This is a genomic window from Streptomyces tremellae (assembly GCF_039540215.1).
Lineage (GTDB): Bacteria > Actinomycetota > Actinomycetes > Streptomycetales > Streptomycetaceae > Streptomyces > Streptomyces tremellae.
This window is the reverse complement of record NZ_BAABEP010000079.1, coordinates 1-20491: the sequence shown is the minus strand read 5'-3', so window position 1 is coordinate 20491 and position 20491 is coordinate 1. Positions and strand designations below refer to the sequence as shown.

Below are 20491 nucleotides of genomic sequence, written 5' to 3'. Positions count from 1 at the left end.
TCCTCAAGGAGAAGAACCCATGAAGCGCACACCACTGCTCGCCTGCGCCCTCGCCGCGCTCGCCGCCACCACCCTCACCGCGTGCGGCTCGGGGGCCGGCTCCGGCGGGGGCGGCGACTCGGTGGCCGGCGGGATGATCCTGGGCGCCGCCCCCGAGTTCAAGACCCGCACGGACGGCCTGACCGGCCTGAAGAAGGTCTACGGCGTCACCTTCGACACCTTCAAGCCGCTGGACGCCGGCGGCCCGCTCACCGTGAACGCCCTGAAGAACGGCCAGATCGACGCGGGCAACGTCTTCACCACCGACCCGTCCGTCAAGACCGACCACTTCGTGGTGCTCAAGGACCCGGGGCACCTCTTCCTCGCGCAGAACGTCGTACCGCTCGCCGCGAAGAAGAAGGTGACGCCCGGCGCCGCCGAGGTGCTCGACGCCGTCTCCGCGAAGCTCACCACCGACGCGCTCGTCCAGCTCAACGAGGAGGTCGTCGCGGAGAAGAAGGACCCCGACGCCGTGGCGAAGAAGTGGCTCGGCGCCAACGGGCTGGCCGCGCACGGCACCCGCGCCGCCGGGACCCGCCTGACCGTCGGCTCCGCCAACTTCCAGGAGAGCGTCCTGCTCGCCCACCTCTACGCCGACGCCCTCACCGCCCAGGGCGCCACCGTCTCCAAGAAGCTGAACATCGGCAGCCGCGAGACCTACATCCCCGGCCTCCAGCAGGGCTCCATCGACCTGGTGCCCGAGTACACGGGTGTCCTGCTCCAGTACTTCGACAAGAACGCGCACGCCGAGACGTCAGACGCCGTGTACAGGGCCCTCAGGAAGGCGGCCCCCGCCTCGCTCACGGTCCTCGCGCAGTCGTCGGCACAGGACACCGACGCCATCGTCGTCACCTCAGCCACCGCGAAGAAGTACCACCTCACCTCCATCGCGGACCTGGCCAAGAAGCCCTGAGCCAGGGGCCGTACGCCCGCAGCCCCACCCGCCCGCGACCTCAGGACACACACCCCGTGCACGCTTCCGCACCCCGCCGACCGCTGTGGCTGAGGTTCCTCTCAGGACCCGACATCGAGGAACTCGGCATCACCTCGGGCGAGGTCATCGACGCGGTCGAGGGGGTGGTCGCCGCGCACGGACGCGGCGAGACCGTCTTCGAGCCGCGCGTCCACCTCGTGCCCGACAACGGCGGCGCCGGCCACTTCAACGTCCTGCGCGGACACGTCTCCAGCCTCGGCGACCACGGCGTCAGCGGCGTCAAGGTCGTCGGCGACTTCCACCCCAACTACCGCCTCGGGCTGCCCAGCGAGCTCGCGCTGCTCACCCTGTACGACCCGGCGACCGGCGTGCCGCAGGCCGTCATCGACGCCACCTTCGTCACGGAGGCGCGCACGGGCGCCATGACGGCGGTCGGCGCGCGCCACCTGGCGCGCCCCGGCTCCCGGGTCCTCGGCCACGCGGGCGCACGCGGCACCGCCTTCTCCAACGTCACCATGCTGGACTCCCTGTTCGACCTGGACGAGATCAGGGTCACCAGCAAGAGGCCCGAGTCGCGCGAGGAGTTCGCGCGGCGGCTCGCCGAGCACACCGACACGCCCGTACGGGTCACCGACTCCGTCGCCGAGGCGTTCGACGGCGCGGACATCCTGGTGGAGGCCACCCGGCTGACCGAGCCCGCGCCGCTGCTCCACCCGGGCCTCGTCAAGTCCGGCGCCTTCGTGGTGCCGTACGGGACGGTCAGCGCCGTCTCGCACGACCTGCTCGACACCGTCGACAAGGTCGTCGTGGACGACTGGCGCGAGGCGCGCTCCGGGCGCTTCGGCGCCCTGCGCCACCACGTCGACACGGGCAGGCTGTCCGCCGACACCCTCCACGCGGAGCTAGGCGACATCCTCACCGGGCGCAGGCCGGGCCGCGAGGACGAGCGGGAGCGGATACTGCTGTGGCACCGGGGACTTTCGATCCTGGACGTCGCCGTCGGCCACCTCGTCCTCGAACGTGCCAGGAGCGCTGATGCCGGCACCCTCCTCAGATACCGCTGACCAGCCGCCGCGGGAGCCGCCCGTGCGGCGCCCCGGGGACCTCGGGGCGCGCGCCGTGCTGCGGATCGCCCGCACGGGGCGCCCACCGGTCCTCGCACCCGAACTGCTCGACCGGGTCGGGGAGCGCCGCGCGCGGGTCCTCGCCGCGCTCGCCTCGGGCGCGCCGGTGTACGGCGTCACCACCGGCATGGGCGCCCTCTCCGAGCGGCGGCTGAGCGAGGCCGAGCAGGCACGCCACCAGGAGGCCCTGGCGCTCGCCCGCTCGGTGGGCGCCGCGCCCTGGCTCGACCGCGTGGAGACCCGCGCGGTGCTCGCCGTGCGGCTGCGCACCTTCCTCAACGGAGACAGCGGCGCGGGCGGCGCCCTGTGCGCGCGCCTCGCCGAGCTGCTGGCCGCGGACGTCCTGCCGGCCCTGCCCCGTACGGCACTCGGCGCCGCCGGGGAGATCATCCCGCTCGCCCACCTGTCGGCCGCCGTCACCGGGCGGGGCGCCGTCCTCGACCCCGCGGCGCCGGGCGCCGCGGCGGCCGCGGGGCCCGCGCTCGCCGCGGCGGGGCTCGCGCCCCTCGCGCTCGGACCCAAGGAGGGGGTCGCGCTGATCCAGGGGGTGCCGGTGACGACCGGCCTCGCGCTGCTGTGCGCGGACCGCGCCCGTACGGTGCTGCGGCAGTGCGTACGGGCGGTGGCGGGCGAGTTCGCGCTCACCGGCGCGGCCCGCGACGCGCTCGACCCCGCGCTCGCCCGGGGCGACCGTGCTCTCGCCGCGACGGCGGCCGAGGTGCTGCGGCTCGCCGGGCGCGCGGGCGGTTCGCGGGCGCTCCAGCCGCCCGTCTCGTTCCGGGTGTCGGCCCAGGTGCTCGCGCACCTGGAGCGCGCGGTGGGCGCGGTGGAGGAGGCCGCGGGCCGCGCGCTCGCCGGGGTCACCGACTCGCCCGCGTACGCCGAGGACGCGGACGGCACGGGCCGCTTCCTCGGCACGGCGGGCTTCCACGGCTACGACCTCGCCGCCCATCTCCACCTGCTGACCACGGCCCTCGCGGGAGCGGCCGAGCTGGGCTCCGTACGGCTGCACCGGATGCTGGACCCGAAGGTCACGGGGCTCGCCGCGCAGCTCTCGCCCGACCCGGGACCGCACACCGGCGTCTCGCCCGTGCACAAGCGGGCCGTGGGCGTGGTGCACGGGCTGCGGCCGCTCACGGCCGCGCCGACGCTCGGCACGATGGAGACGTCGGCGGGCCAGGAGGACGTCCAGTCGTTCTCCGTGGAGGCGGCGGAGAGCTGCCGCCTGGCCCTCGACGGGCTGACCGACGTCGTCGCCTGCGAGCTGCTCGCCCTGCACCAGGCGCGCTGCCTCGGCGCCGTACTGCCCGAGGGGGCTGCGGAGTTGGGCGAGGTGTTCGACGGTCTTGGCGCGGTCCTGCCGGACACGCCGGAGGACCGGTTCTTCGGCGAGGACCTGGTGGCCCTGCGCGGGCTACTGCGGCGGGAGCAGACGGGGGAGTGAGGGCGCGCGGGGCGCGTTCGTGGGCGGAGGCGGGTCGTGCAGGGGCGGGTTTCCGGGGCGGCCGGTGGCCGGTGGCACGTGGGGCGCGGCCCCGGTTGGTCAGCCGTCCCTGCGTACGGGCGCGCCCGCCGAGCGAGGAGGCCGCGCCGCCCCCGTACGGCAGGCGGCGCAGCGGCCGTGCAGGGTGAGCGCGCCGCACTCCTGGGGCGCCAGGTCCGCGAGGCCTGCGGCCGCGTCGAGGAGGTGCGCGAGCTGCTGTGCGGGGACGGAGCGCAGCGTGCCGCACTCCGCGCAGACGGCGTGGTGGTGTGCCGGGTCGCTCAGGCCGTAGCGGGCGGCGCGGTCGCGGATGGCGACGTGGTGGACCAGGCCGAGTTCCTGGAGCGTGGTGACGGTCCGGTAGACGGTCGCGCCGTCGAGGGGGACGCCGAGGCCGGCGACCGCGCGCTGCAGGCCGAGGACGGTGAGGTGCCCCGGGACCGCGCGGGTGGCGGCCGCGGGCGCCGGGGCGAGGTCGCGGCGGTCGACGCCCGGGGCGTCCGTGAGGGCCGCCATGACGGCGATGCGGGCCGGGGTGGCGCGCAGGCGCTGGGCGTGCAGGCGGTCACGCACCCGGCCGCCGAGGTCGCCGAACCTGTCCATGACGTCCCGCAGGAGCACGGGGGTGGTCCGCTCGTTCATGCCGTTCCGTTCCGTTCTCGTGCCGGGCGCCCGGCACGCGGATGCGGGGGTCGCGGTCGCGGGGGTGCGGTGCGGGGGTGTGGCGTGGCCCCCGCGGGCCGGCGGGATGCCGGTGCGCGGGGGCCGGGGCGGCTCGTGACGGGGCGCTCAGTCGCCGTCCACGGTGCGTGGGGCGAGGTTGGTGGACCACCTCTCCTCGAAGCGGCCCCAGCGCCAGACGAGGAGCGCGACGAGCCAGGAGAGGAAGAAGAGGCCGACGATGCCGTAGCCCGCGTAGTCGAGGTTGATGTCGGCGATCGCGGCGAGCGGGCCCGAGGTGATGTTGGCCTGGTCGGTCAGGACGCCGATCAGCTCGATGGTGCCGATGATCAGGGCGACGGCGACCGAGATGGAGGTGATGGTGATGTTGTAGAAGACCTTGCGCACGGGCTTGGCGAAGGCCCAGCCGTAGGCGGCGTTCATGAACACGCCGTCGACGGTGTCCATCAGGCACATGCCGGCCGCGAAGAGGATCGGCAGGACGAGGATCGAGTAGAACGGCAGGCTGAACGCGGCGGCGCCGCCCGCGAGCACCAGCAGGCCGACCTCGGTGGCCGTGTCGAAGCCCAGGCCGAACAGGACGCCGATCGGGTAGATGTGCCACGCCTTGCGCACGGACTTGGTGAGCCCGCCAAGGAAGCGGTTCATCAGGCCGCGCTTGTTGAGCTGGTCCTCAAGCTCCTGCTCGTCGAAGTGGCCCTGGCGCATCCTGCGGAAGATCTTGATGATGCCGACGAGGACGGCGAGGTTGAGGATGCCGAGGATCCACAGGAAGACGCCCGAGACCGAGGCGCCGATGATGCCGGTCGCGGAGTGCAGGCTGGAGTCGTCGTTCTCGACCTGCCCGACGAGCGCCTTGACGCCGACGGAGAGCAGGAAGGAGAGCGCGAAGACGATGGTGGAGTGGCCGAGGGAGAACCAGAAGCCCACCGAGAGCGGGCGGCGCTCCCGGGCGACGCCGCGGGCCTCCCGCTCGACGTTGTCGGCGAGGAGCTTGCGGGTGGTGTTGTCGACGGCGGCGATGTGGTCGGCGTCGAAGGCGTGGCGCAGGCCGAAGGTGTAGGCGAGGACGCCGACGCCGATGTTGAAGACGGGGTGGTCGCCGCCGAGGTGGTAGTGCTTCGGGGCCACCAGGCCGAACAGCACGCCGAACCCGACGACGTGCAGCAGCACGATGAAGCCCACCATGCCGGCGAGCGAGCGCCGGTCGTACGGCGTCAGCGAGCGCCGGAACGCCCCCAGGCGCTCGCCCAGCGACGGCTGTGCGGATATGTCGGCACTCACGGAGCCTCTCCCGACGGGTAGGTGGACCAGCTCAAACAGCGTGACAGTAGCTCCAGAACGACCCTTGTCGCAACAAGTTCGCAAGAACGAGATCTGCGCTTGTGCGGGGTGACGTGGCCGCGTCCGCTGTCTGTCTTGCTGCTAGCGTGCAGTTGCATAGTATGTGCAATAAGGACGACGGAGGGCTCGTACAGCCATGGCCATCTACACGCTTCCTGAACTCCCTTACGACTACACGGCGCTTGAGCCGGTCATCGACCCGCAGATCGTGGAGCTCCACCACGACAAGCACCACGCCGCCTACGTCAAGGGCGCCAACGACACCCTGGAGCAGCTTGAGGAGGCCCGGGACAAGGGCTCCTGGGGCGCGATCAACGGGCTGGAGAAGAACCTGGCGTTCCACCTCTCCGGCCACATCCTCCACTCGATCTACTGGCACAACATGACCGGCGAAGGCGGCGGCGAGCCCCTGGCCGCCGACGGCGTGGGCGACCTCGCCGACGCGATCGCCGAGTCCTTCGGCTCCTTCGCCGGCTTCAAGGCGCAGCTGACCAAGGCGGCCGCCACCACGCAGGGCTCAGGCTGGGGTGTCCTCGCGTACGAGCCGGTCGGCGGCCGGCTCATCGTCGAGCAGATCTACGACCACCAGGGCAACGTCGGCCAGGGCTCCGTGCCGATCCTGGTCTTCGACGCCTGGGAGCACGCCTTCTACCTCCAGTACAAGAACCAGAAGGTCGACTTCATCGAGGCCATGTGGAACGTCGTGAACTGGCAGGACGTGGCCAAGCGCTACGCCACCGCCAAGACCCGCGCCCACACCCTCCTCCTCGCCCCCTGACCCCGCCTCCCCCGACGACCTCCCTGTGCCCGGGGCACACCGCCGAAGGGCGACCGCGGGCCGGTGCGGTCCCGCGAGCGCCCTTCCCCGGCGCCGGGGTCAGCAGACCCGGCCGGCGGGGTGGCCGGGGCGGGAGCCGCCACTTCGCCCGCCGTGAGAACGCTGCCGTGCGGAGCCGTCGCCGAAGAGGAGCGCGCGTACGGCCAGCCGGTTGACCCTGACGTGTTCCCCGGCGAGGGCCCGCGCCCTCGCGGGGTCGCCAGAGGCGATGGCGTCGAGCAGCCGGCGGTGTTCCCGCAACAGGTCGTCCCAGCGCGTGTTCTGGCGGGTCAGCCAGCGCAGCCGGCCCTCCAGCGGCTCAAGCGCCGCCGCCAGCAGGGGGTTGCCCGCGATGGCCAGGACCTCGTCGTGGAAGCGGGTGTTGACGTCGGTGATCTCCTCGGCCGCGCGTTCGGCGGTCGCCCGCGCCGCGTGGTCGAGCAGGCCGGCGAGGCGGCGCAGCCCGGCCGGGGTGGCGCGCTGCGCGGCAAGGCCCGCCGCGTGCACCTCCAGCGCCTCGCGCAGCTCGAAGATCTGGTCCACGTCGTCCGGTGTCAGCGTCCGTACGACCACCCGGCGCGGCGAGAGGGCGACGACGAAGCCCTCGGCGGTCAACGTGCGGATCGCCTCGCGTACCGGGACCCGGGAGACTCCCAGGCTCTCTGCCAACTCGCGCTCAACCAGCCGTGTGCCGGGCGGGAGTTGACCGCTGACGATGCGGTGTCGCAGCTCGGTGCGTACGCGCTCGCGCAGCGCCGCGAGTGGTTGCCGTATGTCCGCTGCGCTCACCAGACCTCCTGCGGCCGACGGTTTCCCCTCTCGCCTCAGCCTAACCGGGCGCCCGCCGGGGCCGCGTAACCCAGTGTTAACGGCCGGCGCGATGCCGTAACACCGCGGCGGTTGCCGGGGCCCGCGCCCCGGGCGGAGCCTCTAGGAGCCCCCATTGGTATACCAAGCAGGGAGACAGCCGTGGCCCGAGCCTCCACCGCCGAAGCCCCAGACCCCCGGTTGCACACCGCGAGGGCCCCCGACCCCCGGTTGCACAACGCCGACCTCGCGCCCGCGCGGGAGCGGGGCTGGAAGGTGTTCGACCTCTTCGCGATGTGGATGTCGGACGTCCACAACCTCGGCAACTACACCTTCGCCGCAGGGCTGTTGGTCCTCGGCATGAGCGCCTGGCAGATCTTCAGCTCGCTGCTGCTCGGCTTCGTGATCATCTATGTCGGCATGAACCTGATGGGCCGGATCGGACAGCGCACCGGGCTGCCCTTCCCCGTGGTGGCGCGGATCAGCTTCGGGGTGTGGGGGGCCAACATCCCCGCGCTCGTCCGGGCCGTCATCGCCGTCCTGTGGTACGGCATCCAGACCTATCTCGCGTCGGTCGCGGTGGACGTGCTGCTGCTCACGGCCGTGCCGGGGCTGACACCGTGGACCCGGCACAGCTTCCTCGGGCTGAACGCCCTCGGCTGGGTGTCCTTCCTGGTGCTCTGGGCGGTCCAGGCGCTGATCATCAGCCGCGGCATGGAGTCGGTCCGCAGGTTCCAGGACTTCTGCGGGCCGGCCATCTGGCTCGTCATGATCGCGCTGGCCGTCTGGATTTTGGACAAGGCGCACTGGGACATCTCGCTCACCGGCTCGCTCAAGCACACCTCGGCCGCCGGGCAGGTGCGTCAGTGGTTCGGCGCCGTCGGGCTGATCCTGTCCACGTACGGCACCCTGATGCTCAACTTCTGCGACTTCTCCCGGTTCGCGCCCGACGCGAGGACCGTCAGGCGCGGCAACTTCTGGGGCCTGCCGATCAACTCCACCGCGTTCGCCCTGGTGTCGGTCGTGGTCACGGCCGGTAGCCTCAAGGTGTTCGGCCACGCCATCACCAACCCGGCCGAGCTGATCGCGAAGGTCGGCAACACCTTCGTGCTGATTCTCGGCGCGCTGATGTTCGCCGTGGCCACGATGGGGGTCAACATCGTCGCCAACTTCGTCTCGCCCGCCTACGACCTGGCCAACGTCTGGCCCAAGCGGATCACCTTCAAGGTCGGCGGGATGATCAGCACGGTGGCGTCCCTGGTCGTCCTGCCGTGGAACCTCTTCTCCAACCCGGCCGTCGTCGACTACTTCCTCGGCGGCCTCGGCGCCTTCCTCGGACCGCTGTTCGGGATCATCGTCGTCGACTACTACCTGGTGAAACGCGAACGAGTCGACGTGCAGGCGCTGTTCACCGCGGAAGAGGGGTCGCCCTACCACTACCGCGGGGGCGTCAACCCGAAGGCGGTGGCGGTGTTCGTCCCCACGGCCGCGGTCAGCGCGGTGATCGCCCTGGTGCCGGCCTTCGCCCCGGTCGCCGCGTACTCCTGGTTCGTCGGCACCGCGAGTTCCGCCCTGCTCTACCGCCTGGTCGCGGGCGGCGGCGCGCGGCAGGACCCGGCCCTCGCCGTAAAGGCCGGCTGAGGCCGTGCGGATACTGGTCACCAACTGCAACACCACCGAGGCGATGACCGCGCGGATCACCGCGGCGGCCAGGGACGCGGCGGCCCCAGGGACCGTGATCAGCGGGCTGACCCCCGCCTGGGGGCCTGAGTCCGCCGAGGGCTGGCTCGACAGCTATCTGTCCGCCGCCGCGGTCCTCGACCTGCTGCGCCGGGAGAGGGAGCGCTCCGCCGCGGGCGGTGAGCCCTTCGACGCGGTCGTGCTGGCCGGATTCGGGGAGCACGGCCGCGAGGGCGCGAGGGAGTTGCTCGACGTCCCCGTCGTCGACATCACCGAGGCCGCGGCCCATCTCGCCTGCCTGATCGGCCGCCGCTACGGGGTGATCACCACGCTGGACCGCTCGACGGGCCAGATCGAGGACAGTCTGCTGACCGCGGGGGTGGCCGACCACTGCGCCGCCGTGGTCGCCACCGGCCTCGGCGTCCTCGAACTCGACGACCCGGCGCGCTCGGCCGCGCCCCTGCGGCGGGCCGCGGCCGAGGCGGTGCGCGCCGGGGCCGAGGTACTGGTCCTCGGGTGCGCGGGGATGAGCGGGTGTGCGGAGGCCCTGGCCGCCCGTACGGGCATGCCCGTGGTGGACGGGGTGACGGCCGGGGTGCGGCTCGCGGAGTCCCTCGTCGCCCTCGGCCTGCGCACCAGCAGGACCGGCTCCTACCGCGCCCCGCTGCCCAAACGGCGGATCTGGTCACCGCAGCACGGGTGATCCCGCCACGCCCGCTGCCTGCCTGCGCCCTTCCCCCGTCCTTCCGCCGTCCCTCGGCCGCGCCCCCGCCCTTCCGCCGTGGTCCCCGTCTCCCCGTCGTCTCCCCGCGGCGTCCCTCCGCCTCTCCGCGGCGTCTCCCGCCTCGCCGCCGCGTGCCGCGGAAGTACGCGGAAGTACAGTGTCCGGCGATCGACAGCCGACGACGGAGGATGCCTTGGCGCGTGTGCGCGGCGACGCCGAGCCCGGCACCCCGGCCCCGCCGGGGAACGGGCAGGAGGCCGGTGGCAAGCCGGACGCCCTGCCCGATGTGCTCGCGCTGCCGGGGACGTTCTGCGCCCCGGCCGTCTTCGACAGGCTCGCCGGCGCGCTGCGGGGGCGCTGCCGGCTTCGGGCCCTGTCGTGGATGACGGACGCCGGCTCCTGGACCATCGCCTCACTCGCCGAGTGGGTCGCCGGGACCATCGAGAGGGACGGCGGCCGGCCCGTGGTCCTGATCGGGCACTCCACAGGAGGCGCCATCGCCCTGCGGACCGCCGCACGCCACCCGGAGCTGCTGCGGGGGCTGATGCTGATCAACACCGGCCCTCACATGCGGGGGCACGGGGACGTCGGGGCGCTCATCGACGCGATCGGGCGGGAGGGCGTGCCCAGCGTGACCCGGCGGGTGCTCGGGCGCTCCTTCGCCCGTCCCCCGGCCGCCGCCGACCTGGAGCGCCTGTCCGCCTACGGCCACTCGGTCACGGCGGCGGCCGCCGTGGAGGTGCTGGCCAGCCAGCGCGGTACCGATCTGACGTCGGTCCTGCCCGAGGTCCGTGTGCCGACGGCGGTCGTGCACGGGCGCCTGGACCCGGTACGCGACACAGCCGAGGCCGCGCGTACGGCCGCCGGGTTCCCGGACGCCACCCTGCACCTGGTGGAGGCGGGGCACAGCCCGATGTACGAGTGTCCCGACGCCGTGCTCGCCGTGCTGGAGGAACTGCTGGTGCGCACGGCCCGCTGAGCCGGCGTCCGGATACGGGGCGCCTCGGGGAGGCGGAGCCGCTCCCGGTGGCCCCTGCCGTGTGGGAAGCTGGCGGGACGCCGGTGCGGGTGGTGCCGGGGTGTGGCCGGGAGAAGGGCCGGGGTGATGGGACGCAGGAGTTTCCGGCGGGACGAGATCGACACCAGCAGGCCGCATCCCGCGCGGATCTACGACTATCTTCTGGGCGGCAAGAACAACTACCAGCTGGACCGCGAGGCGGGGGAGCGGCTTGAGGCCGCGGCGCCCGAGGTGCGGATCGGGGTGCGGGCCAACCGGGAGTTCCTGCGCCGCGCCGTCCGGCACGTGGTCGGCAGCGGGGTGCGCCAGGTGCTCGACATCGGTACGGGCCTGCCCACTTCGCCCAATGTGCACGAGATCGCGCAGGAGGTCGCGCCCGACGTGCGGATCGCGTACGTCGACAACGACCCGATCGTGAACACCTACGCCGACGTGCTGCTCTGCCGTCCAGGGGCGACGAGTGTGGTGCTCGCGGACGTGCGGGACCCGGCCGCGCTCCTGGCGCACCCGGACGTGCGCGAGGTCATCGACCTCCGCGAGCCGGTCGCGGTGCTCCTCGTCGCCGTGCTGCACTTCCTCGCCGACGCGGAACGCCCCGCCGAGGTCGTCGCCACCCTGCGCGACGCGCTGCCCGCGGGCAGCTTCCTCGTGCTCTCGCACGCCACCGGCGACTTCGCCGACCGCGGCGACGCGCAGGCCGTGTACCAGGGGGCGACGGCGAGCCTGAACCTGCGCTCGCGGGACGAGGTCGCGCGCCTCTTCGACGGGTTCGAGCTGGTGGAACCCGGCCTCGTCCAGGTCCCGTTCTGGCGGCCCGAGGGGACGCCGCCGCCGCGCTCCGCCGAGATCGGCTTCTACGGCGGGGTGGCGCGCAAGGCCGGCTGAGCCGGGGCCCGGCACCATTTGTGGGCGAGGTACGGACCAACGGAGCGATCGGTGTGAGAGTTCACGGCAGTTGGCGTGAGGTATGTCACGGGGCGTCCTTGTGCGTCACCCGCAGTGTCGGACGTTAATTCTCGTTGAATTCATCCGGGCGGAATTCGGGCACCGCCGGGCCGCGTTGAGGCACGGAGGCGTGCCCGTACGGGCGCAACCGGAACTCCGGCTACTGCGGGTCAAAAGGTGCATACGACGGGTTAAGGGATGTCTGCTATGCCGGAGTTGACATCCTCTGTGGCTTTCGGTGGGAGGTGACCGCGACCCCTCTCGTTTGGTATAGATAACAAACTCCTCAAGAAGTCGAATTTTTACCGGGGAGGGGTCGCCAGTTCTTTGTTGCTCCCTATAGTTGACAGCTCATTAGCATGCGCGCTGGAGCAGGAAAGAGAGCCGTTTTGAGCACTGTGGTCGCAAAGCGCTCACCACGTGCCGAAGCGCCCCGTATGCCGGAGGGGCAGGTCGAACTGGCCGAACCGCCGGTGCTGGGTGAGCCGGCCACCGCGGACTTCGGGTCCGCGATGATGTATCTGCCCATGGGCCTGGGCGCCGGGGCCATGGTGCTCATGTTCTCCATGCGGGGAGCCGGCCCGACGACGTACATGATGTCGGGGATGATGGCCGTCGCGATGGTGAGCATGACGCTCACGCAGATCGGCCGGAACAGCGCCGAGCGGCGCAAGCGCATGCGCGCCGAGCGCCGCGACTACCTGCGCTACCTGGCGCAGAAGCGCATCCAGGCCAGGCAGGCGGCCGAGGAGCAGCGCACCGCCCTGCTCTGGGACAACCCCGACGCCGCCGACCTGTGGGCCGTCGCGCTCGGCACCCGGCTGTGGGAACGCCGCCCCCCGCACGAGGACTTCGCCCGCGTGCGGATCGGGCTGGGGGTGCGCAGGGCCGCGCTCCAGTTCCTGCCGCCGCAGACCAAGCCCGTGGAGGACCTGGAGCCGCTCTCCGCGATCTCCCTGCGCCGCTTCACCCGCGCCCACCAGACCGTGCCCGCGCTGCCGATCCCGGTGGCACTCGGCCGCTTCACCAGCGTGGAGTTCGCCGGCGAGGCCGACGGCGCCCTCGGGCTCGTCCGGGCCATGCTCGGCCAGCTCGCCGTCTTCCACTCGCCCGACGAGCTGCGCATCGCGGTCCTCGCGGACGACCGCGGGCGCGCCGAGTGGGACTGGCTGAAGTGGCTGCCGCACAACCAGCATCCGCACGAGGAGGACGACGCGGGGCCCGTACGGCTCTGCTCGGACGACCACGACGAACTCTTCGACCTGCTCGGCTCCGACGTGCTCGGCCGCCCCGACCACGACCCGGCGTCCACGCCCGGCGTGGTCGAGCCCCTCATCGTGATCGTCGCGCAGGGCGTGCAGATCCCCGACGGCTCCCGCCTGACCGGCGCGGGTATCCGCGGCGTCGTCCTGCTCGACCTGACGGGCGCCATGACCGGCGGCCCGAAGGTGCTGCGCCTCACCACCCGCGGCGAGGACGTCGAGTTCCCGAGCGGCAGCGACATGGTCACGGCGCGCGCCGACTCGCTCAGCGTCTCCGCCGCCGAGAACCTCGCCCGCATCCTCGCCCCGATGCACACCGGCGGCGGCGTCGACCTCTCCGACCGTGCCTTCGACTCCGACTTCGACCTCACCGCGCTGCTCGGCATCCGCGACCCGCGCACCTTCGACGTGCCGGGCAAGTGGCGGCCCCGCACCGAGCAGGCGGCCCGCCTGATGGTGCCGCTCGGCGTCACCGACGAAGGCGAGGTCGTCCAGCTCGACATCAAGGAGTCCGCGCAGGGCGGCATGGGCCCGCACGGCCTGCTGATCGGCGCCACCGGCTCCGGCAAGAGCGAGCTGCTGCGGACCCTGGTGATGGGCCTGGTCGCCACCCACTCGTCCGAGGTGCTCAACCTGGTTCTCGTGGACTTCAAGGGCGGCGCGACGTTCCTCAACATGGACCGGCTGCCGCACACCTCCGCGGTCATCACCAACCTGGCCGACGAGATCCACCTCGTGGACCGCATGCGCGACTCCATCAACGGCGAGATGATCCGCCGCCAGGAGCTGCTGCGCGAGTCCGGCTACGCCTCGCTGTTCGACTACGAGAAGGCGCGCGGCGCGGGCGCCGAGCTCACCCCGCTGCCCTCGCTGCTGATCATCGTCGACGAGTTCTCCGAACTGCTCGCCAGCAAGCCCGAATTCGTCGATCTGTTCGTGTCGATCGGCCGCCTCGGCCGTTCCCTCGGCGTGCACCTGCTGCTCGCCTCGCAGCGCCTCGACGAGAGCCGCATCCACAAGGTCGAGGGCCACCTCTCGTACCGGATCGCCCTGCGCACGTTCTCCTCGATGGAGTCGCGCAGTGTGATCGGCGTCTCCAGCGCGTACGAGCTGCCGTCCGCGCCGGGCAACGGCTACCTGAAGGTCGACACCACCAACCTGGTCCGCTTCAAGGCGGCGTACGTCTCAGGCGCGGCGCCCGCGCCCACCGGGCAGGGCGACCCGTACGCGGCCGGCGGTGAACTCTCCACCGAGGCCGTGCCCTTCGGCCTCGCGCAGAGCGGCGAACTGCGCTCCGCCCGCGAGGAGGAGGCCCTCCAGGCCCTCACGGAGGAGACCCTGCGGGCCGCGGAGGAGAGCGAGGAGAGCGACGAGAGCCTCCTCGAAGTCCTGGTCAACCGCCTGGAGGACAGCGGCCCGCCCGCCCGCCAGGTGTGGCTGCCGCCCCTGACCTCCCCGCCCAGCCTCGACCAGCTGCTGCCCGGCATCGTGCCCGACCCGGTGCGCGGCATGACCGCCGCGGGCCACCCGGCGCTCGGCTCGCTGCGCATCCCGCTCGGCATGGTCGACCGGCCCTTCGAGCAGCTGCGCGAACTGCTGGTGGCCGACCTGTCGGGCGCCGACGGCCACGTCGGCCTCGTGGGCGCGCCGCAGACCGGCAAGTCGACCATGCTGCGCTCGCTGATGCTCTCCCTCGCACTCACCCACACCCCCGACGAAGTGCAGTTCTACTGCCTCGACTTCGGCGGCGGCGGCCTCGTCTCCACGGCCGGCCTGCCGCACGTCGGCTCCGTCGCGACCCGCCTGGAGCGCGACCGGGTGCTGCGCACCGTGGCCGAGCTGACGCAGCTTCTGGAGCGCCGCGAGCAGCTGTTCACCTCGCGGGGCCTCGAATCCATGACCGCCTACCGTGCGCTGCGCGCGAGCGGTGAGATCGACGACCCCTACGGCGACGTGTTCCTCGTCGTCGACGGCTGGGGCACCCTGCGCCAGGACTTCGAGGACCTGGAGCCGCGGGTCAACGAACTCGCCGCCCGCGGTCTCTCGTTCGGTGTGCACGTGGTGGCCTCCGCGGTCCGCTGGTCGGAGATCCGCTCCCGGCTGCGGGACATGCTCGGCACCAAGTTCGAACTCCGGCTGGGCGACGCCATGGAGTCCGAGGTCGGCTCCAAGGCGCAGGCCGGCGTGCCGCACCAGCCGGGCCGCGGTCTGACCTCGGCGGGGCACCACTTCCTCGCCGCGATCCCCCGCCTCGACGGCTCCTCGGAGACCGCCGACCTCACGGTGGCGACCAAGTCCGCCGTGGTGGAGATCGACACCTTCTGGACGGGCCGCTCCGCGCCGGGCGTGCGGCTGCTGCCCACCGAACTGCCCGTCGGCCAGCTGCCCGCCGCCGAGGGCACCGAGGACCTGCGGGTCTGTATCGGCCTCGACGAGCAGCGGCTCGCCCCGTACTGGCACGACTTCGGCGCGACCCCGCACCTCATGGTGCTCGGCGACGGCGAGACAGGGAAGACCAACGCGCTGCGCCTGGTCATCAACGGGATCACCGCCCGCTACACCCCGGACGAGGCCCGCATCATGGTCGCCGACCCCGGTCGCGGCCTGCTGAAGTCCGTGCCCGAGGAGTACCGCGTCGGGTACGTCGTCGACGCCGAGGCCCTGACCCAGCTCTCCAACAACGCGGCCATCTCCGTCGGCAAGCGCGTCCCCGGGCCCGACGTCACGCCCGAGCAGCTGGCGCAGCGCGACTGGTGGAGCGGGCCCAAGCTGTTCGTCGTCATCGACGACTACGACCTCGTCACCGGTGCCCCCGGCATGGCCTCACCGGTCGCCCCGCTCACCCAGCTGCTCGCCCAGGGCACCCACATCGGCCTGCACGTGATCGTCGCCCGCAGCACCTCGGGCGCCATGCGGGCGATGATGGACCCGATGATGCGGCGGCTGTGGGAGCTCGGCAACCCGGCGCTGCTGTTCTCCTACCCCAAGGAGGAGGGCAAGTTCCTCGGCGAGGCCAAGCCCCGCACCCTGCCGGTGGGCCGCGCGCAGCTGGTCACCCGGCGCGGTGTGCGGCTCGTCCAGACCGGTCTGGTGGAGCCGCCGTCATGACCACCGCCCCGCGCGCGGGCACCCCGCGCCGCCCCCGCCCCTGCCTCTGTCCCCCTCCGTGCCCACCGGGAGCGTCATGACGACCTCGCCCCCCGCGGTGTCCGTGTCCACGAGCGACGTCTGCCGGATCACCGTAGAAGGCCCCACCGGCCGCGCCGACCTCGCGCTGCCGGTCGCCACACCGCTCTCCGCGCTGCTGCCGACGCTGCTGCGGCACGTCGGCACCGCGCAGGAGCGCACCAACGCGCCCTGGGTGGTGCAGCGCCTCGGCGAGGAGCCCCTCGACCTCGACGGCAGCCCGGAGAGCCTGGCGCTGCGCCACGGCGACGTGCTGTACCTGCGGCCCGCCGACGAGCCGCTGCCAGGCCTGTACTTCGACGACATCTCCGACGGTGTCGCGCACGCCGTCGCAGACCGCCCCGACCTGTGGCGGCCCGAGCTGACCAGGGGGCTCGCCCTCGCGGTCGGCGGGCTCGCCCTCGCCGCGCTCGGGGTGACCGCCTTCAGGGCCGGGCCCGGCGTCCTCGCCACCGCGGCCTGCGGGGCGACCGCCGCGGTGCTCGCCGCGGTCTGCGCGATCATCGCGCGGGCGGGCGCCGACCGGGTCACCGTCGGCGCGGCGGGCCTCGGCAGCCTGGTGTTCGCGGCGCTCACCGGCTTCGCGCCGTTCCACGCGGCCGCCGTCCCCGCGGGCGGCCTCCCGCCGGGCGCCCACGGCCACGCGGCCCTCGGCCCCTTCGCGCTGGGCTCGCACGGACTCCTCGTCGCGGCCGGTGCCGTCGCGGTCCTCGCCGGCACCCTGCTGGCGCTGCGCGTCCTGCCCTTCACCCTGCCCGGCACGTTCCTGGTGTGCGCGATCGCCGCCGCCGTGGGCGTCGCGGTGGCGCGCGTCGGCGGCATCGACGCGGTGCAGGCGTCCGGTGTCGTCGCCGTCGCGATGTTCGTGCTCGGCCACTTCGGGCCCCGTCTCACCCTGCGCGCCGCCCGGCTGCGCGTCCCACAACTTCCCCGTACAGCCGAGGAGTTGCAGCAGGGCATCGACCCGGAGGACGAGGAGAGCGTGACCCGGCGGGTCAACATCGCGAGCTCCTACCTCAACACGCTGAGCATCTCCTCCGCGCTGGTGTACTCGGTCGCGTTCGCCGCGCTCGTGCGCGAGGGCGGCTGGATCGGCTGGCTGCTGCCGCTGGTGTTCTGCGCGGCGGTGCTGCTGCGGGCCCGCGGCCTCGGCGGCGCCTTCCAGCGCATCCCGATGACCCTCGTCGGCGCCTTCGGCCTCGCGGTCGTCGCGCTGACGCGGCTCGCCCCGCTCAGCACCACGGCGCACGCCGTCGTCCTCGGCGTCCTCCTCGCCGCCGCCGGGCTGCTGCTGGTCGCCGCGTGGCGGCTGCCCACCGGCAGGCTGCTGCCGGTGTGGGGCCACCTCGGCGACATCGCCGAGACCCTGACCGCCGTCGCGCTGCTGCCGCTGCTGCTCCAGGCGCTGCACGTGTACGCCTTCTTCCGCCAACTGGCCAGCTGAGGAGCGCGCCGTGCAGACCCGCAAGGACCAGGTCCAGGCGTACCAGTTCGCGATGGGACGCCTCGCCACCGCGCTCGTGAGCGGCAACCCGGGCGGTGGCGACAGCCCCACACGGCGCGCGTCCGTCGGCACGTTCTTCGGCGCGGCCGTCGTCGTGCTGCTCTGCATCGGCTTCGGTGTGTACGGACTGATCTCGCCCGTCGCGAAGACCTCGTGGAAGCAGGACGGCGCGGTCGTCGTGGAGAAGGAGAACGGCAACCGCTTCCTGTACGTCGACGGTGTGCTGCACCCCGTGCGCAACTTCGCCTCCGCGCTGTTGATCTCGGGCCGCGGCGCCGCCTCACCCGAGTCCGTGTCGGCGAAGTCCCTCGCCGGGGTGCGGGTCGGCTCGGCCGCCGGGATCCCCGACGCCCCCGACGCGGTCCCCGACGCGGCCGCCCTCCTGAACGGCCCCTGGACCCGCTGCCTGCGCCCCGGCCTGCCCGGCGGCCAGGTCGTGGACTTCTCGCCCGGCGGGCACACCGCCGCGCTCCCCGACGACCGGCAGGTCCTGGTGACGGACGCCAAGAACCACCGGTACGTGCTGTGGCACGGCGCCAAGTACCGCGTCACCGGCACGGCGGTGCTCATCGCGCTCGGCATGGACGACGAGCAGCCGCTGCCCGCGCCCGACAACTGGCTCGACGCCGTGCCCGACGGCACCGCCCTCGCCCCCGCGAAGATCGACGGCGCCGGCCGGCCCGCGGGCCAGGTCGCGGGCCGGTCCACCGCGGTCGGCGACCTGTTCACCACCGGGGGCACGGGCACCGACGCCCACTTCTACGTGATGCTCGACGACGGCATCGCCCCGGTCACCGCCACCGAGTCCGCGCTGATGTCCGCCACGTCGGGCGCCGCGAAGCCGCGCACCGTGACGGCCGCCGACATCGCCGTGGCCAAGGTGTCCAAGGACCGCGCCCTGATGCACCGCCTGCCCGACCTGCTCGACATGCCCCCGGCCGACACCAAGGGCGCCGCGGTCTGCGTACGGCAGGAGTCGAAGGGCCCCGCCCTGCGCACCGGTCTCGTCCTGGAGCGCGGCGCCGCCGCCACCGGCTCGCGCAGCGTCCTCGTGCCGCCCGGCACGGGCGTCCTCGCGCTCGACCAGGCGCAGGTCGGCAAGGAGGGCGTCACCCCGCGCGAGTTCCTCGTCACCGAGGACGGCACCGAGTACGCCATCGGTGACGACCAGGCGCTCGGGGCTCTCGGTTACGGTTCAGGCAGCGGTCTGCCCCTGCCGGAGAACGTCCTCGCCCTGCTGCCGCGCGGGCCCGAACTGAGCAGGAACGCCGCCATCGCCACCGTACAGAGGGGATAGCCGTGCACATCGGGCTCAAGCCACCACGCCTGCTCGGCGGTCCTCTCCAGACGAGGACCGCGGGGCACGCACTGCTGCTCCACCCGAAGGGCGAACCCGACCCGCGTGCGGTCGCGTTCGCCTCCGGGCTGGCTGCCGACACCCAGCACACGCTGGCCGTCGTCGACCTGCCGCCCGGCACGGTGGAGACCGAGTGGGAGTCCGTCGCCAAAACCCTCTCGGGCCGTGCGGGGAGCGTACGCATCGTCTTCGCGAGGCCCACCACGGCCCGCGAGTCCCGCGCCATGGGGCAGCGGCTCGCGGACCGCCTCGACCGCACCGTCGTCACCCCGGACGGCGAGGTCGTGCCGACCGTCGACGGCGGCCTGTTCATCCCCAGCGACCGCGGCACCGGCTGGCTCGCCTACCGGCCGGGGCGCGGCCCGCAGCGCGACTCGCAGCGCTTTCCCAAGCCGCCGTGGGAGTTCTCCACCTTCAGCCGCCCCTGGGCGACGAGTGCGCTCGGCACGGTCGAGCCGCTGCCCAGCGGCGTGTGGGTGCGCGGCCCGGGACCCGGGCACACCGCACGCGGCCGCAAGTGGCTGATGGAGAGCCTGCCCTGCCACCCGGACATCCTCACGATCGTCCTCGGCACGCCCGGCGGACCCGCCGTCCCCCTTGAGGACATCGCGAAGTTCTGGGAGACCGTGCTCCCGTCGGTGCGCTCCCGCGTCAGGTTCGTGCACTACGGGCCGCTCTCGACACCCGAGGGGCGTGCGTACGGCCAGGAGGTCGCCGACCGGCTCGGCCAGCAGGTCGTGGTGTACGCGGGCATGCCCGTCGAGACGAGGACCGGCCTCGAAGCGCCCGCGGTGATCGCGCTGCACAAGGACGGCAGCGCCGAGTCCCGGCCGTTCGCCAGCGAGTTGATGTACTTCCCGCGCCACGCGCCCGCCGCGCGCCCCGCGCCGCCCGCGCTGTTCGGGGTGCGCCGCCCCATGGACGGCATCCCCGAGATCACCCCGGGCGTGTACGAGTACGCGGCGGACGCGGTGCTCGAAGTCGTGCAGAGCGGTCTGTGGATGCGCCCGCCCAACGAGCCCGCGGACGCAGACGAGGTGCGCTGCGTGCCCGCGGGCCCCGGCCGTCTCGCGATCCTCTACGACCGCAGCACGCCCGCCGTCGCCGCACGGATGAAGGAACTCGCAGAGGACATGCTGTGGCGCCTCGACCCGGCGACCCGCGTGACCTTCAAGGTGACCCCCGCGGACGACCCGTGGCAGGGCTTCGGCTACGCGGACGACGAGGTCTGGTCCGTCGCCGCCGCGACCGAGCAGGCCCCGGCCGTCCAGGCCCCCGGCGCGGCGGCGGGCCGGCGCGGCGAGGGCCGCGCCGGTGCGACGCTCCAGCCCGAGGCCGCGCAGGCGGCGCCCGCCGAGGGCGACATGGGCTCGCGGCTCGCCGGCGCCAGGCTCACCCGCGCCCGCAAGGGCCGCGCACGCCCTGCGGCCGCCGCCGCGCCGCCGCGCCCGGAGACCGAGACCGCGCCCACCGCGTCCGGCGCCACCCCCGCGGCGGCCCCGGTCACCGGCGGCCTGTCGTCCGAGGGCCCGGAGGCCGCGCCCGCCGCGCCGGAGGCGGCGGCGCATTATGCCCGGCACCCAGCT

At 73.3% G+C, this 20491-nt stretch carries 14 protein-coding genes and 1 pseudogene; 12 read left to right on the top strand and 3 right to left on the bottom strand.

The window, feature by feature from the left end; genetic code table 11:
* The first annotated feature begins 19 nt into the window (after positions 1-19).
* Genes ABEA77_RS30825 through ABEA77_RS30815 form a run of 3 tightly spaced genes read left to right on the top strand, consistent with a single transcriptional unit; the run spans position 20 to position 3541 of the window.
* The gene (locus tag ABEA77_RS30825) at positions 20-952 is read left to right on the top strand and encodes a glycine betaine ABC transporter substrate-binding protein (RefSeq protein ID WP_345654920.1); all 933 of its coding nucleotides are present in this window, start codon (positions 20-22) and stop codon (positions 950-952) included.
* A 56-nt stretch (positions 953-1008) separates the two neighbouring features.
* On the top strand, positions 1009-2037 hold the full coding sequence (locus ABEA77_RS30820) for an ornithine cyclodeaminase family protein (protein WP_345654917.1): 1029 nt from the start codon (positions 1009-1011) through the stop codon (positions 2035-2037).
* Complete coding sequence (locus ABEA77_RS30815) at positions 2009-3541, top strand: aromatic amino acid lyase (RefSeq protein ID WP_345654914.1); 1533 nt, start codon at positions 2009-2011, stop codon at positions 3539-3541. The genes ABEA77_RS30820 and ABEA77_RS30815 overlap by 29 nt, the downstream gene beginning before the upstream one ends.
* 99 nt (positions 3542-3640) lie before the next feature.
* Here the strand turns inward: ABEA77_RS30815 and ABEA77_RS30810 are convergent, their stop codons facing one another.
* Both ABEA77_RS30810 and nicT read right to left on the bottom strand, forming a co-directional pair.
* A complete protein-coding gene (locus tag ABEA77_RS30810) occupies positions 3641-4222 on the bottom strand; it encodes a Fur family transcriptional regulator (protein WP_345654911.1) in 582 nt (193 codons plus the stop codon).
* A 147-nt stretch (positions 4223-4369) separates the two neighbouring features.
* Entirely contained in the window at positions 4370-5482 is a 1113-nt protein-coding gene (gene nicT, locus ABEA77_RS30805; RefSeq protein WP_425588426.1) for a Nickel transporter NicT, read from the bottom strand.
* Between the two features lie 259 nt (positions 5483-5741).
* Between nicT and ABEA77_RS30800 the strand changes: the two genes are divergently transcribed.
* Entirely contained in the window at positions 5742-6383 is a 642-nt protein-coding gene (locus ABEA77_RS30800; RefSeq protein WP_345654909.1) for a superoxide dismutase, read from the top strand.
* 99 nt (positions 6384-6482) lie between these two features.
* Here ABEA77_RS30800 and ABEA77_RS30795 read toward each other — a convergent pair whose 3' ends face one another.
* The gene (locus ABEA77_RS30795) at positions 6483-7211 is read right to left on the bottom strand and encodes a GntR family transcriptional regulator (protein ID WP_345654906.1); all 729 of its coding nucleotides are present in this window, start codon (positions 7209-7211) and stop codon (positions 6483-6485) included.
* 180 nt (positions 7212-7391) lie between these two features.
* On the opposite strand from ABEA77_RS30795, the gene ABEA77_RS30790 reads away from it, so the two are divergent.
* From ABEA77_RS30790 to ABEA77_RS30755, 8 genes and pseudogenes are all read left to right on the top strand, one after another.
* Positions 7392-8870 (top strand): NCS1 family nucleobase:cation symporter-1, encoded by a 1479-nt coding sequence (locus ABEA77_RS30790; RefSeq protein WP_345654904.1) that lies wholly within the window; start codon positions 7392-7394, stop codon positions 8868-8870.
* Between the two features lie 4 nt (positions 8871-8874).
* Positions 8875-9612, top strand: a complete 738-nt coding sequence (locus tag ABEA77_RS30785; RefSeq protein WP_345654901.1) for an aspartate/glutamate racemase family protein — start codon at positions 8875-8877, stop codon at positions 9610-9612.
* A gap of 223 nt (positions 9613-9835) precedes the next feature.
* Positions 9836-10612 (top strand): alpha/beta fold hydrolase, encoded by a 777-nt coding sequence (locus tag ABEA77_RS30780; protein ID WP_345654946.1) that lies wholly within the window; start codon positions 9836-9838, stop codon positions 10610-10612.
* Between the two features lie 126 nt (positions 10613-10738).
* Complete coding sequence (locus ABEA77_RS30775) at positions 10739-11536, top strand: SAM-dependent methyltransferase (protein WP_345654898.1); 798 nt, start codon at positions 10739-10741, stop codon at positions 11534-11536.
* Between the two features lie 497 nt (positions 11537-12033).
* Positions 12034-15966 (top strand): type VII secretion protein EccCa, encoded by a 3933-nt coding sequence (eccCa, locus tag ABEA77_RS30770; RefSeq protein WP_345654895.1) that lies wholly within the window; start codon positions 12034-12036, stop codon positions 15964-15966.
* A gap of 76 nt (positions 15967-16042) precedes the next feature.
* The gene (eccD, locus tag ABEA77_RS30765; RefSeq protein ID WP_345654892.1) at positions 16043-17488 is read left to right on the top strand and encodes a type VII secretion integral membrane protein EccD; all 1446 of its coding nucleotides are present in this window, start codon (positions 16043-16045) and stop codon (positions 17486-17488) included.
* A 10-nt stretch (positions 17489-17498) separates the two neighbouring features.
* Positions 17499-18845: a type VII secretion protein EccB gene (gene eccB / locus ABEA77_RS30760; protein WP_345654889.1), complete on the top strand. Its 1347-nt coding sequence runs from the start codon at positions 17499-17501 to the stop codon at positions 18843-18845.
* 2 nt (positions 18846-18847) lie between these two features.
* Positions 18848-20491, top strand: a pseudogene (locus ABEA77_RS30755) (hypothetical protein); the annotation flags it as partial.

Bases quoted from the DNA above. Each gene is read 5' to 3' on its own strand.
- ABEA77_RS30825 (WP_345654920.1), top strand. From the start codon at position 20: ATGAAGCGCACACCACTGCTCGCCTGCGCCCTCGCCGCGCTCGCCGCC.
- ABEA77_RS30775 (WP_345654898.1), top strand. From the start codon at position 10,739: ATGGGACGCAGGAGTTTCCGGCGGGACGAGATCGACACCAGCAGGCCG.
- ABEA77_RS30815 (WP_345654914.1), top strand. From the start codon at position 2,009: ATGCCGGCACCCTCCTCAGATACCGCTGACCAGCCGCCGCGGGAGCCG.
- ABEA77_RS30810 (WP_345654911.1), bottom strand. From the start codon at position 4,222: ATGAACGAGCGGACCACCCCCGTGCTCCTGCGGGACGTCATGGACAGG.
- eccCa (WP_345654895.1), top strand. From the start codon at position 12,034: ATGCCGGAGGGGCAGGTCGAACTGGCCGAACCGCCGGTGCTGGGTGAG.
- ABEA77_RS30800 (WP_345654909.1), top strand. From the start codon at position 5,742: ATGGCCATCTACACGCTTCCTGAACTCCCTTACGACTACACGGCGCTT.
- eccD (WP_345654892.1), top strand. From the start codon at position 16,043: ATGACGACCTCGCCCCCCGCGGTGTCCGTGTCCACGAGCGACGTCTGC.